General features: G+C 48.1%; 14 protein-coding genes. 7 read left to right on the top strand and 7 right to left on the bottom strand.

From position 1 onward, the window contains the following. Positions 1-53: 53 nt before the first annotated feature. The 4 genes from QUE66_RS03010 to QUE66_RS02995 all read right to left on the bottom strand — a co-directional run bounded on the left by QUE66_RS03010 (position 54) and on the right by QUE66_RS02995 (position 3,269). Positions 54-722, bottom strand: a complete 669-nt coding sequence (locus QUE66_RS03010) for a DUF3306 domain-containing protein (protein ID WP_286224375.1) — start codon at positions 720-722, stop codon at positions 54-56. Next, complete coding sequence (locus tag QUE66_RS03005; protein ID WP_286224374.1) at positions 722-1,282, bottom strand: DUF3305 domain-containing protein; 561 nt, start codon at positions 1,280-1,282, stop codon at positions 722-724. The genes QUE66_RS03010 and QUE66_RS03005 overlap by 1 nt, the downstream gene beginning before the upstream one ends. 11 nt (positions 1,283-1,293) lie before the next feature. Next, positions 1,294-2,382 carry an iron-sulfur cluster carrier protein ApbC gene (apbC, locus tag QUE66_RS03000; RefSeq protein WP_286224372.1) on the bottom strand — a complete coding sequence of 363 codons (1,089 nt, stop codon included), beginning with the start codon at positions 2,380-2,382 and terminating at the stop codon, positions 1,294-1,296. Positions 2,383-2,471: 89 nt separating this feature from the next. Then, positions 2,472-3,269: a DUF3047 domain-containing protein gene (locus QUE66_RS02995; RefSeq protein WP_286224370.1), complete on the bottom strand. Its 798-nt coding sequence runs from the start codon at positions 3,267-3,269 to the stop codon at positions 2,472-2,474. Between the two features lie 37 nt (positions 3,270-3,306). Between QUE66_RS02995 and QUE66_RS02990 the strand changes: the two genes are divergently transcribed. From QUE66_RS02990 to QUE66_RS02960, 7 genes are read left to right on the top strand one after another with little or no spacing between them, the layout of a single operon-like run. After that, positions 3,307-4,482, top strand: a complete 1,176-nt coding sequence (locus QUE66_RS02990; protein ID WP_286224368.1) for an MFS transporter — start codon at positions 3,307-3,309, stop codon at positions 4,480-4,482. A 9-nt stretch (positions 4,483-4,491) separates the two neighbouring features. Then, entirely contained in the window at positions 4,492-5,385 is an 894-nt protein-coding gene (locus QUE66_RS02985; RefSeq protein ID WP_286224366.1) for an NAD(P)-dependent oxidoreductase, read from the top strand. 6 nt (positions 5,386-5,391) lie between these two features. Then, on the top strand, positions 5,392-6,909 hold the full coding sequence (locus QUE66_RS02980; protein ID WP_286224365.1) for an ArnT family glycosyltransferase: 1,518 nt from the start codon (positions 5,392-5,394) through the stop codon (positions 6,907-6,909). Further along, on the top strand, positions 6,906-7,919 hold the full coding sequence (locus tag QUE66_RS02975; RefSeq protein WP_286224364.1) for a lysylphosphatidylglycerol synthase transmembrane domain-containing protein: 1,014 nt from the start codon (positions 6,906-6,908) through the stop codon (positions 7,917-7,919). Before QUE66_RS02980 ends, QUE66_RS02975 begins: the two co-directional genes overlap by 4 nt. A 46-nt stretch (positions 7,920-7,965) precedes the next feature. Next, complete coding sequence (locus tag QUE66_RS02970) at positions 7,966-9,222, top strand: glycosyltransferase family 9 protein (protein WP_286224363.1); 1,257 nt, start codon at positions 7,966-7,968, stop codon at positions 9,220-9,222. 2 nt (positions 9,223-9,224) lie between these two features. Continuing rightward, the gene (locus QUE66_RS02965; RefSeq protein ID WP_286224362.1) at positions 9,225-10,004 is read left to right on the top strand and encodes a phosphatase PAP2 family protein; all 780 of its coding nucleotides are present in this window, start codon (positions 9,225-9,227) and stop codon (positions 10,002-10,004) included. Further along, positions 9,997-10,860, top strand: a complete 864-nt coding sequence (locus QUE66_RS02960) for a 23S rRNA (adenine(2030)-N(6))-methyltransferase RlmJ (RefSeq protein WP_286224361.1) — start codon at positions 9,997-9,999, stop codon at positions 10,858-10,860. The genes QUE66_RS02965 and QUE66_RS02960 overlap by 8 nt, the downstream gene beginning before the upstream one ends. On the opposite strand, the gene QUE66_RS02955 is transcribed toward QUE66_RS02960, so the two are convergent. Genes QUE66_RS02955 through tadA form a run of 3 tightly spaced genes read right to left on the bottom strand, consistent with a single transcriptional unit; the run spans position 10,844 to position 12,887 of the window. Further along, the gene (locus tag QUE66_RS02955) at positions 10,844-11,494 is read right to left on the bottom strand and encodes an SOUL family heme-binding protein (protein ID WP_286224360.1); all 651 of its coding nucleotides are present in this window, start codon (positions 11,492-11,494) and stop codon (positions 10,844-10,846) included. The two genes, QUE66_RS02960 and QUE66_RS02955, sit on opposite strands and share 17 nt — an antisense overlap. Further along, on the bottom strand, positions 11,488-12,432 hold the full coding sequence (locus tag QUE66_RS02950; protein ID WP_286224359.1) for an LD-carboxypeptidase: 945 nt from the start codon (positions 12,430-12,432) through the stop codon (positions 11,488-11,490). The genes QUE66_RS02955 and QUE66_RS02950 overlap by 7 nt, the downstream gene beginning before the upstream one ends. Beyond that, complete coding sequence (gene tadA / locus QUE66_RS02945) at positions 12,429-12,887, bottom strand: tRNA adenosine(34) deaminase TadA (RefSeq protein ID WP_286224358.1); 459 nt, start codon at positions 12,885-12,887, stop codon at positions 12,429-12,431. The genes QUE66_RS02950 and tadA overlap by 4 nt, the downstream gene beginning before the upstream one ends. Positions 12,888-12,890 lie beyond the last annotated feature (3 nt).

Here is a 12,890-nt window from a genome sequence, read left to right as displayed (position 1 = left end):
TGCGATTGCAGTCGCAGACTAATTTTTTACTCATTTTGTTTTAAAGCTTCGCGCTAAGACCCTGAAGTATCGGAATCGCGTTTTGCCTGTCTCTCTCCACTAGGTTTCTCATCAACTACTTTTGGGTTTAATGAATCTGATTCTATATCGATTGGCTGAGCAGCGTCCTGGTTATCCATGGGAGCTGGTTGTGATGATTGCTCAATTTGCGTATGTTCCTTGGCCGATGTTTGAATTGCATCCGCTTGATCCAAGGCGTCTTGCTTACTATCGGGATAGAGCTCCTCGGTCGATTTGAAGATACCCAAGAGCTCAGATTGCTGCATGCGTTTGAGCATATCCAGTGGAATTGGATCGGGTTTTGAGTAATCATCAATATAAATATCCAAACCATCCATCACATTAAAGTGCGGATCGCTGAACATTTTCTTAAGAGCGGCCTGCTGTACGACAGGATCGACATCGGGACGCATAAAGGCCGAGAAATCAGGTGATTTCACATCAATTTTTTCAACATCCTCAATGGTTGGAGTCGGGGGCTGCTGCGCCTGATCTGGGGCAAAAATTTCTTTTTTTTCTTCATTACTTACTTCATCATTTACTTCTTTTAATAGCGTATCGGGTGCTTTAGTAACGGGAGCAGTCGATGGCGCTGGAGCGGCCTCTTCTGCAAGCCCAGCTTTTTTTCGAGACCAGCGAGATAAAAAATTATCTTCGGCCATTAAGGCTCCGCTGGGCGGTTGGCGCCTTTAAAGGAGGCTGGCTTCGCACGTTTTTTGGGCTCCGGTTTGTAATTCTCTGCAACGTATTGGGCTAAGAATACTTTCATCTCGTCTTGCAGTGGGCTTGTATCGACCTGCTCCCCCCCATCAATCAATCGGGCTGCCTCGTTGTAGCTCAACATTAATCGATGAGGTATTGCAAGCCCCGCCCCATCATCATTACTTACCATCGGAATTGAATTTGGCTCTAAATAAGACTCGAAATCAGTTTCAAGACGCCACATCACAAACCAACATGGATCGGGTGAGGTGGAATTTAAATAGTAGCCCTCAGCCTCATCCCGAAAGAACTGGAAGTCAAATCCTGCGAATACCCAAGACTCGCCATCATCATCCCGCTCTAGAAGTCGTCCAACCACCTTAGGGTTAATGGGTGTACCCGCCTGTTCTAAAGAATTACCAAACTGCCCAATATCAGGAACAACCTGAAGTAAACACCAACGATAGTTTTGCCATGGATTATCAATCTTTTGCTTTCGAATGACGATGGCAAAACGCATAGTATGATCCGTTAGGTCTTTTGCACCACAATGCTAGGGAACTTACTGGTCATGTCTTTGCTAAGGTTGGCAATGCGAATGGCGACTTGTCGCGCAATCCCTTTATAGATTGAGCTAATTGCGCCATCAGGATCTGCGACCACCGTGGGTCTTCCAGAGTCTGCCTGTTCACGAATCGAAAGATTTAATGGGAGAGCACCAAGAAAGTCAACGCCATAGTCTTGGCACATTTTCTTGCCACCGCCCTCACCAAAGATATGCTCTTCGTGATTGCATTTCGGACACACATAGGTACTCATGTTCTCAATAATGCCGATGATAGGAATTCCCACTTTCTCAAACATTTTGAGACCCTTGCGCGCGTCAAGCAGAGCGATATCTTGAGGTGTGGTGACAATCACGGATCCGGTGACCGGAACCTTTTGTGAAAGTGTTAACTGAATGTCACCAGTTCCTGGTGGCATATCCACAATCAGATAGTCAAGGTCACGCCAACGTGTTTGGCGTAATAGCTGCTCTAAGGCCGAGGTCACCATGGGGCCTCGCCACACCATCGGGTTATCGGGCTCAATCAAAAATCCAATTGAACTCGCTTGCAAGCCATGTCCTTCCATCGGTTCAATCGTATTCTCGGCTAGCGACTCGGGGCGCCCAGTGATGCCAAGCATCATGGGCTGACTGGGGCCATAGATATCCGCATCCAAGATTCCGACTTGAGCGCCCTCAGCAGCTAATGCCAAGGCTAGATTCACTGCGGTGGTTGATTTTCCAACACCGCCCTTACCGCTGGCGACTGCAATAATATTTTTTACACCAGGGAGTAACTTGACTCCACGTTGCACAGCGTGCGCGACAATATCGGTGGTAATCGCCACGCTGACATTTTTTACCCCAGGAAGTTCTCGAATGGCACTGACCACTAATTGACGAATCAGATCAATTTGGCTTTTAGCTGGATAACCCAAAACAATATCGAGAGAAACATCTCCATCATTGACTTTGAGATTACGAACTGATTTTGAGCTCACAAAATCAATTTGTGTATTTGGATCCTTTACCCCTTTGAGGGCTTGTTGAACCTGTTCCGTACTAACCGACAATTTTGTCTCCTTAAAGCGTTTCTAATGCAAGAAATATATCTTTTAAAGTGATCATAACGGGAACTAAAGGAAATTTCCCAAGCCAGTGATTAATTGGGCTTGTAGTTCTTATATTTCAGCTCAATATCCCCATAATAGGCTTTGGTTTCAGAGTTGGTATTGTCTGTATCCGTCAAGAGTGCAATTCCAATCAAATTCCCTGGTGCGTAACCATAAGCCGCTTCATAGTCAGCGGTTAGGTCTCTGCTGTGCTTACGCCATTGTCCGAGGTTTTCTTTACCGGCATCGACTGCAATCATCTTGATCCGATTCGTATGTGAATTTGGCTTGATTTGATTGAGCTGACCATTAGGTGACCAGATATACATTAATGTGGCGTACGGCATTTCTTGTCCACTCATGATCTGCGCAAGCTCACCGACCATTTTGTCTTTCAAAGTTAACTTTGATCGATCGCCATCAAATGCAACTAGGATTCGCAATGGCGCATCATCCGCATATCGATCTAAATTATTTGCTTTATCTAAAGTACCGGTGGCTTTCCATTCCCACTCTAGCCAAAGATGTTGCGATGGCCGAGGTTTGAGTTTTACCGCCAACCCTGAGGCTGATTTTTTTGCATTCGCACTGAGCACTGTTCGACCCTGGTAGTTCTCAAGGCGATAAGCAGTATTTTTCTTATAGGGTGCCAAGCGATAAAAGCTCCATCCTCTAAGGGGTTCATTCGCAGGTTGTGCTGAAAACTTCTTGATATCTTCACGAGCCACCAAGGGGTCGAGCTTATCTGCACTGGACTGACTAGAGTCAGTACCAAACCCGGCGCAACCTTGAAGCAGATAGCCAAGAAAAAGATACAAAGGGATTAGAGCAGTATGCCTACGCATCATGCAATGCATTATCGTAGAGCTTTTATGACCGTGCAGAATGAATAAAAATCTCTGGTTTCTGACCCTGGCACAGGGGCTTTATCTCACCAATAACGTTACCTTTATTGCCATTAATGGCTTAGTGGGTTTCGCGCTGGCACCCGAGCCTTGGTTAGCAACTCTGCCGGTGATGGCGTATGTGGTGGGCAGCGCCATGGCAACTACCCTCGTGGCTAGAGTTCAACAGCGCTTAGGTCGCAAGCGCTCCTTTCAGATTGCCTTGCTCGTAGCCCTGTTCTCATCGCTCTTGTGTGCCTTTGCGACCTTAGAGAAACAATTTTGGCTTTTAAACCTTGGAACAATCATTGCGGGGTTTTATAACGCCAATGCTCAACTCTATCGGTTTGCAGCTGCTGAACTTGCCGACAAAACCGCTAAAGAGAAAGCGATCTCTTGGGTACTAGCTGGGGGTATCTTGGGCGCTGTTTTAGGGCCCAATATGGCAAGCTGGACGCGTGATTGGTTTATGCAACCCTTTGCGGGTGCCTATATCACCTTAGCTGGTGTTGCGGTGATCGCATTCGCAGTGATTAGTCAGATTCACTTTCCTGAAAAACGCGTGGATCCAAACCAAGAGCCAGGTCGCCCTCTCTCCGAAATCATGCGCCAGCCCTTATTTATTGTTTGCACTCTTACTGCCGCACTCGCCTACGGTGTAATGAACCTACTCATGGCGGCAACACCCTTAGCGATGGAAGCCTGTCAATTTAGTTTTGATAAAACCGCATGGGTTCTTGAGTGGCATGTGATTGGCATGTTTGCTCCTGGATTTTTTACTGGCGCCCTCATTAAGCGTATCGGCGTGATGTGGGTCTTGCGAATGGGAGTGGTACTCAACATCGCCTGCGTCATGATTGCTCTATCAGGCATTACTTTTTTCCATTTTTTGACTGCACTATTTTTACTGGGGGTGGGTTGGAACTTTCTATTTACGAGTAGTACCACCCTAGCCTTAGAGGCTTATCGCCCATCGGAGCGTGATAAGGCTCAAGGTGCCATTAATTTCTTTGTGTTTCTAGCCACCGCTTTGTCTGCATTGAGCTCCGGCGTTCTAATCACGACGCAAGGCTGGACCCTCCTTAATTTAGGATCAATTGTTCCGCTCACAATCATTGCCCTTGCCCTGATCTGGCTTGGGGTTCAGCGCAAACCTGTGCGAGCCCAGCCCCTTTAAAATAGGTCCATGAACTCTAGAACAACATCCTTGCCAGCTATTGGTTTTATTGGCACTGGCATCATGGGCAAGAGCATGGCTTCGCACCTATTAAAGGCGGGCTATCCATTGCATCTTTTTAACCGCTCTCCCGAGAAGGCAGCGGCATTACTTGAGCAAGGAGCGATTTGGCATTCTTCTCCAAAAGAATTGGCTGCTCAGTGCGATGTGGTGATCACCATCATTGGCTATCCCAAAGACGTTGAAGAGGTTTATTTAGGAACGAATGGTATTTTGGCTGGCGCAAAGCCAAACTGCATTGCCATTGATATGACCACCTCTAGTCCAGCATTGGCTGTGCGAATTGCAAAACTCGCTCGTGAACGACAAGTCTTTGTTCTAGATGCACCGGTATCCGGTGGTGATATTGGCGCACGCGATGCGCGTCTTTCCATCATGGTTGGTGGTGATCCAAGTGCTTATGAATGTGCTTTACCAATCTTGCAATGCATGGGCAATAACATTGCGCTACTAGGTCCTGCTGGATCCGGTCAGCATGCCAAACTCTGCAATCAAATTGTGATTGCATCGACCATCATGGGAGTTTGCGAGGGTATTCGCTATGCCCAAGCGGCGGGGCTTGATGCCTCGGCGGTCCTCAAAGTGATTGGTAGTGGCGCAGCAGGCGGCACCCAGCTCAATGTGCAAGGGCCGCGCATAATTAAAGGCGACTTTGCCCCAGGATTTATGGCCGAGCACTTTATGAAAGACATTGGTCTTGCAGTTGAATCTGCAGAGCAGATGGGACTTCATTTACCTGGCTTGGAGCAAGCAAAGCGTCTCTACCAACTAATGCTCGATGACGGGATGGCACGCGATGGCTATCACGCTCTTTACCAACTTTACATAGCTAACAAAGTCTGACGTTCCATGTCGACGCTAATTACCAAGCAAACACCCTATGCTTGGGCATTTATTCTGATTGCGCTCGGCACAATTATTCATTTGGCATTGGGCTTTACGACTGAGCTATCGGTTGATGAGGCGCATTATGCCCTCTATGCAGATCGTCTTGCATGGAGTTATTTTGATCACCCGCCGCTGGTGGGCTGGATACAGTGGCCGCTAGTCGCAATTGATGCGCCCGATGGCATTTTGCGACTCATTCCGATTGTGCTGTGGATTATCTCCTGCGCGCTGGTCTATCAGATTGCCGAGCAACTCTGGAATCTTTATCACCCAAAATCAGAGACGCAATCGTTCTCACGTGCGGGATTATTTGCCGTTGCAGTGATTGTTTTTGCCCCCCTACCGCATGTACTAGCTGTTGGGCTGGTACCTGACTCCCTATTAACGCCTCTTGCCCTCGGTATTTTGTGGATGGCCCTGCGGTGGATTGTGCAAGATGGGCAATATCGTTTTAGCCAATGGATTCTATTGGGGGTGTTGTTTGGATTGGCTGGATTGAGTAAATACACAGCTGTTTTATATGCACTGGCATTTAGCGTTGCTTGCTTGACCGTCCCACGGTGGAGCGTCTTGCGGGAGCCAGGGTTTTACATTGCCATCTTGATTGCACTGCTTCTCATTAGTCCTGTTCTTCTGTGGAATGCCGCCCATGACTGGATCTCATTTCGATATCAAATTGATCATGGCGCCGGTGGTGAATGGAAATGGCGCCGAGTGGCCACTTTTATTGGAATCCAAATCGGCGTGTTTGGATTTCTGCCCTTACTGGGCTCGTGGAGTATGCTGCGCTCGTCATTAGCCCAGCCTTCCAAAAAGCTGGTGGTGTTATTTATTTTCTTTGCGCTCCCCTTTGCAGTATTTGCTATCTTGTCCGGAGGTGGCGGCTTGCCGCACTGGACCACACCTGCTTGGTTTTGCTTAGCCCCTTTAGCGGGCGTTGGGCTTGCACTTTGGTGGGAGCAAGGCAAGCGTTGGTTGATTAGTTTGTTTTTGGCAATCCAAGGGACGCTGGTTGTCGTCGGACTAACACTCGTAATGACCGCCGGCTATCCAGTTGCTAATCAGATGAAATCGAATCCGCTAGCTGATTTATATGGTTGGCGTTCTGCATCCACACTTGCTAATCTTTTGGTGAAAGAACTCAAGGCAAGTGGTATTGCAGTCCAGAACTGGACCTTGGCAAGCCGAGTCGCTTGGTATGCCAGACCAACCTCTGTTTTTGTATTGGATGATCGATTTGATCAATTTGATCTATGGTTTGGGTCACTGCCCGAGGGATCGAATGTTATTTTGCTCAATTGGTCACAAATGTCCTTTAAGCCTCCGGTGGGGGAAGGTCAATTTCGGACCTGTCGCCCCTTGGATCGACTGAGCATCGGCCATATGGGTGAAGCACTTAGCCAATTTGAGCTCAGTTACTGCCAGGGTTGGGGCGGAAAGGCAAACCCGCAGCGAGAGGCATTATCCTTACGCCCATGAGCGCCTCATGGAAAACCGTACTAAAGAAGAGTTGGCCCACGATTCGGATTGTTCTATCGATTGCATTGCTGTGGAAAGCGACGAGCGGTATTGATTGGAAAACCCTTTTTGAATCCGAGTTGCAACTAGAGGCCCAATGGCTAGTTGCTGGTGCGCTGTGCATTACTGCCGCCTTTGTATGCGGTGGCCTACGTTGGGGATTGTTCATGCGACGCGCAGGATTTCAGGGGAGCCTAATAGGATACATTGGGCTGTATTTCTCGGGGGGATTAATTAATCAGGGCTTACCGAGCACTTTAGGTGGTGATAGTTACCGAGCCATTGCCGGTACGCACTTAACTCCTAGCGGCCAGCTCAGTCAACAACAAGAGCTTACAAAAGAGCTTTCTCATGCTGAAGACCTTGCTAAGCAGAACCCAAAATTACGGCTAGGCTTTGCAATGACCCTTTTGGATCGCGTGGTCGGTCTCATGGGAAATAACATCTTGGGTGGGATTGGTTTGGTATTGGGTGGGGCTACCCTGGCCTCCTGGGGAACCGAGTTGGGGTATTGGGTCTTAGCACTGATGCTGGGTGGCGGTGTTGCATTAGCCTTTGCGCTGACCTATCAACCATTAATGACCATGATTCGTTCGCTTCTAACACGCTTTTCTTTGGATCATGCCTTACCTGGAATTCGGTTTGCCTTTGCTTGGCCAACCAATATTGGGCAAGCTATTTTTGCGGTAGGCATTCATTGTTTTAATATTCTGGCGCTTGGCTTTTGTTTAAAAGCCTATGGAGCGGATGTTCCCACCGAGGCTCTTATGATCGGTTTACCAGCCTTGAGTTTGCTATTAATGCTGCCCATTAGTATTTCTGGTTGGGGTCTGCGTGAGGCCACCTTGGCATCAGTGTTGGCCCTCTGGGGCGTGAGCCCATCATTGACTGTTTTGGGGTCAATTAGTTATGGGGCCATTACCCTGTTATGTGTTCTTCCAGGCGCCTATCAACTACTTAAACGGAAGTAGGCCCCGCTCAGCATAAAATACAGTCTTCGACTGTTAGGAAAATAGAATGGCAATCAGCGTTAACGCAATGCGAACCATTGATCACTGGGTGGGTGTCCCGCTTTGCGCTCTTGCCAGTCCGATTGTGGCTTTATTCGATTTGATTGCAAAACCATTCAGAAAATCAGGCCCCCCCAAGCGACTCCTATTTATTGAACTCTCTGAGATGGGTAGTGCAATTTTGGTGGATCCTGCCATGCGTAAAGCACAAGCAAATGGCGCAGAGATTTACTTCTTGATCTTCAAGAGCAATGCGGCAAGCTTGAGTTTGCTTAACACTGTAAACCCCAAACATATTTTTACGATTGACTCCTCGAGTCTTTGGAAGTTGGCACTTGATACCTTGGGATTTTTAGCCAAAGCCCGCATTCATCGCATTGATACCGTAATTGATTTAGAACTCTTCTCGCGCTTTACTGCCCTATTAACGGGTTTATGCGGTGCAAAACGACGGGTCGGGTACGATATTTTTCATGGTGAAGGTTTATGGCGTGGCACCATGCTCACACGCAAGGTGCATTACAACCCCCATATTCATATTGCCAAGAATTTTATTTCTTTGGTATACGCTGCATTTGCTGAGCGGGAAGAGTTGCCATTTAGCAAAATTGCGATTACCGATGATGAAATTCGTCTCGCTCAGGCGGTCATCGATCCTAGTGTAAAACAAAACTTGCAGATCCGGATTGAGAATTTAGCTCAGCAAGCTCTCATTCCATTCAAAGTGGGCCAGCAGCGCATCATTTTGATTAATCCAAATGCCAGTGATTTATTACCTCAACGGCGTTGGGCTCCTGAACGCTTCTCCGAACTCATTATGGCAGTTCATCAGCGCTATCCCGAAGACTTAATCCTAATTACCGGATCACCTGCAGAGCATACCTATGTTGAGGGTGTACGCTTGGCAGCCAACGTCAAGCGCGCTCTGAATTTTGCTGGCCATGTTCGTTTCTCTGAACTCCCTGCCCTCTATACGCTTGCGCATGCGATGGTGACCAATGATTCGGGTCCTGGGCATTTCTCATCCGTTACTGCCTTGCATACGGTGGTGTTATTTGGACCAGAGACTCCGGCTCTATACGGTTCGCTCGGTAACTCCATTCCGATCACTGCCAACCTCGCCTGCTCACCGTGCGTCAGTGCAGCCAACCATCGCAAGACACCGTGTCAAGATAATGTGTGCATGAAATCCATTTCGGTGTCCCAGGTTATGGAGCAATTAGCTGTGCAAATTACTGCGGCTGATCGCGCCCGCGCGTCATAAAGATGCCCATGTCACTGGGTCGTGCCTGGGCAGTTCCACTTTTGCCACTCATCCTTTGGCTCACCTTGGTATTGAGTGGGCACGAAGTTGAACTCTTTTTGTGGATGAATCAAGCTGCTCAAGTTCTACCAAACTGGGTGTGGGCATGGTTTACATTCTTAGGCAATGGTTGGGGAGTGTTTGCCTTCTGCTTTCCCCTGCTCATCATTGCTCCTCGGCAGCTCTGTGCCGCTCTGCTCGCTGGCGGCTTTGCAGCCATCCTTAGTCTCATCTTAAAACCCTTGATTAATTTACCCAGACCTGCAGGCGTATTAGCAGAGAACAGTTTTACGATTTTGGGTAATCCCTTACTTCAACATGCGCTCCCTTCTGGTCATACTCTCACGGTGTTCTCGGTAGCAAGCGCCTTATTTTTTTCCACCAGTCCAGCACGTCGTAATTTATTGCTTGTGTTATTTGTGATTGCTACTCTGACCGGTATATCACGCAGTGCCGTTGGTGCCCACTGGCCGGGGGATATTTTGGTGGGGTCCGCACTCGGTATCTGGTGTGGGCTGATTGCTAGTCGCCTCATGAATCATGTGAAGTATCAATACCTTACCCCAACTAGCCTCATTCCTCGGATCATTGCAGTAGCGGGGATCTTGGAGCTCTATATTTTGCAAACTACGGTTTTGGATTTTCCGCACAACCAACTTTTACAACACCTCGGTAGCGCGCTTGTTCTCATCACACTACTGGTGTTTGTAATGCGCCAAAATAAACCGCAGTCCAATGTTTAGTTATCGCCACGCATTTCATGCGGGTAATCATGCCGATGTTTTAAAACACTTAGTGCTGATACATAGTGCGCAATACCTGCAAGAAAAAGATGGGGCAGTAATGTTTATTGATACCCATGCGGGTGCAGGTATCTATTCACTGCGCGATGGTTATGCGGTAATTAGCCAAGAATCGCAAGGCGGAATCGATCGTCTATGGGCAAGCCCGGAGTTTGATAACTCAGACTTTAAGCCTTATCGAGAGGTGATTGTAGATTGCAATCCCAAAGGGGCGCTAGATGTCTATCCTGGCTCTCCATTGATCATGGCGCATCTCCTACGCTCTCAAGATCGCCTTCGATTATTTGAGCTTCACCCAAGTGACATTGGTGTTTTACAAACCAATATTGCAAGCCTAGATAAGCGCTCCCAGATTGAAGTACGCCAACACGATGGTTTCACATTCCTAAAGTCTCTGCTACCCCCACCAAGCCGTCGGGGTTTGATCCTCATGGATCCATCGTATGAGCTCAAATCCGATTACCGAGCAGTCGAAACCAGCTTACATGAGGCCTTAGACCGATTTGCAACCGGTACTTATCTGATTTGGTATCCCGTCTTACAGCGCCCAGAGTCCAAACAACTCATCAAGCGCTTACGAACTTTATCTGAGCAATTCCAACGCCCATGGCTAAGAGCCGAGTTACGTATCTCTCATTCGGTTGGTGAGAAGCGACTCCAGTCCAGCGGGGTATGGGTGATTAATCCTGTTTGGACCTTGGCGCCCTTTCTAGAAAGAGCCCTACCAATCTTACAAAGGGTCTTGGGCGAGGATACGGGCGCAAGGTTTGACTTAGAAACTAGTAGTCCAGCATAACCTCATTGCGTCGCAGAAAAGGAATGCTCCAAGGTGGGTTGTAACGCGCCAATTGTGGCTCACCCAATGGGGTTAGATTCTTCGATTTCATCCAAGCCCTGAGTTCTGCAGTCTTCTCTTGCGTCTTTTCTTCCGAATTAAACCCAGTAAAACTAATAACGGCCTTCCGCTGCGCCGGAACCTCTTTGAGCTTAACCTCAGGGCTTAGCGGTGTTGGCAAGGTAGCTAAGGTGTACTGACTAGGCATCACAAAGAACATCCGCCATTGATTGGGTCCCGCTTGGTTTTCCATCGTAACTGGTGCGGTCATGGCAATCTTCTCGCTGGCAGGCTCCATGGTGACTGGAACGGTCATTGCAATCTTTTCATTTGATTTTGCATCGTTCGATAGATTGGCTTTGCTTTGATTTTTACCAAAAATATATCCAGCGATTAAGCGAAACCCCTTGCTTCCCGCATCACTCATATCCCCATCCACAGTAACCTCGGCGATGATCATGGGCGCATATTGGCGCAACTCAAATGGAGCAGCGCTTTCAATTACAGTGTATTTTGGTTCTTCGAGTGCCATGAGTGGTGTGGATACCAAAAAAATCAGGCTGGAGATAATTGCTTGTAGTGCACGTTTTACCATTTTCCTTCCAATACAAATCCTTTTAAGCTCGCTTGTAGGTTGACATGGGCACCAACAGGTAGGGTTAATTTATCGGTCACATGACCAAATGGCAGCCCGGTAAGAATTGGGGTCTTCTTGGTCAAGCGCTCCCGAATGTATCGAATCGCACTATCTAATTGATAGCCACGATCGACTTCGTACAAGCGGTATTGATTAAAGTGTCCCAAAATGATGGCCTGCTGACTGGCAAGTACCCCAGCTTCATGAAGCTGCAAGAGCATTCGCTCAATGCGATAGGGATGCTCATTCACGTCTTCAAGAAATAGAATCCCACCCTGAATCTGCTTAGCACTTGGAAAATAGGCGGTTCCTAATAGCGTAGTCAGAATACTGAGATTACCGCCCCACAACATCCCCTGAATGTTTTGGGAGAGATCAACTTCACCGGCAAAGTGCTGAAGATCGGGCACTGCCACACTCATGCGGCGCGACTGAATCGCGGTTTGAAAGTGACGCCAGGTAAAAGCGCTTGGAGTTTGTGGCTCGCCATACTCGTTCAGTGGCCCAAAATCATAATTGAGCATGGGTCCAGCTAGACTCATCGCCCCAGTTTTAGCAAGTAACCCCAAATGAAATCCCGTGAAATCGCTATGCCCACAAATTTGCAACCCCTGTTTTACTGAAATTGCTATCTCTTTCCAGGCAATTGCATCAAGCAAGCGATGAAGTCCATAACCACCCCGAACCGCCATGACGACCTCGTTGGGATCAACTGTAGGAATCGCATTCATCTCCGCTAAGCGCTCGTGATCGGTACCTGCAAAACGCTCATGCACACGCTCAGTGCAGGCCGCGTTATGCACCACAACGCCCTGCTCTTTGAGCCAGCGTAAACCGGCTTCTGGACTACGCATATCAGGACTTGCGCCAGACGGAGCAATTAAATGAATCTTCATGAACGTCGTTGTTTAAAAAACTCTCTTAATAAATTGCCGCACTCTTCTGCCAGAACACCGCCCTCAATATCTGTTTGATGATTAATCGCTTTCAGGTCAAAGAGGTTGGCAACACTACCGGCCATTCCTGTTTTAGGATCGGCCGCACCAAACACCACACGTTTGACTCTAGCATGAAGAATGGCTCCACAGCACATTGCACAGGGTTCCAACGTCACGTACAGGGTTGATTGCGGAATTCGGTAGTTTTCAAGGGATTTTGCCGCCTCCCGAATTGCCATCATCTCAGCATGGGCACTGGGATCATGTAAGCCAATTGGCTGGTTATAACCATGACCAATCACTTGATCATCAAACACGAGGACTGCACCCACCGGAACCTCATTACACGCCGCAGCCTTTTGAGCTTGCAGGATGGCAAGACGCATAAACGCTTCGTCTTGTGGCGATACCATTAG

This window comes from Polynucleobacter sp. HIN6, assembly GCF_030297575.1.
GTDB lineage: Bacteria > Pseudomonadota > Gammaproteobacteria > Burkholderiales > Burkholderiaceae > Polynucleobacter.
Note: the sequence above shows the minus strand (reverse complement) of the source record. Positions and strands in the feature narration are given on the sequence as shown.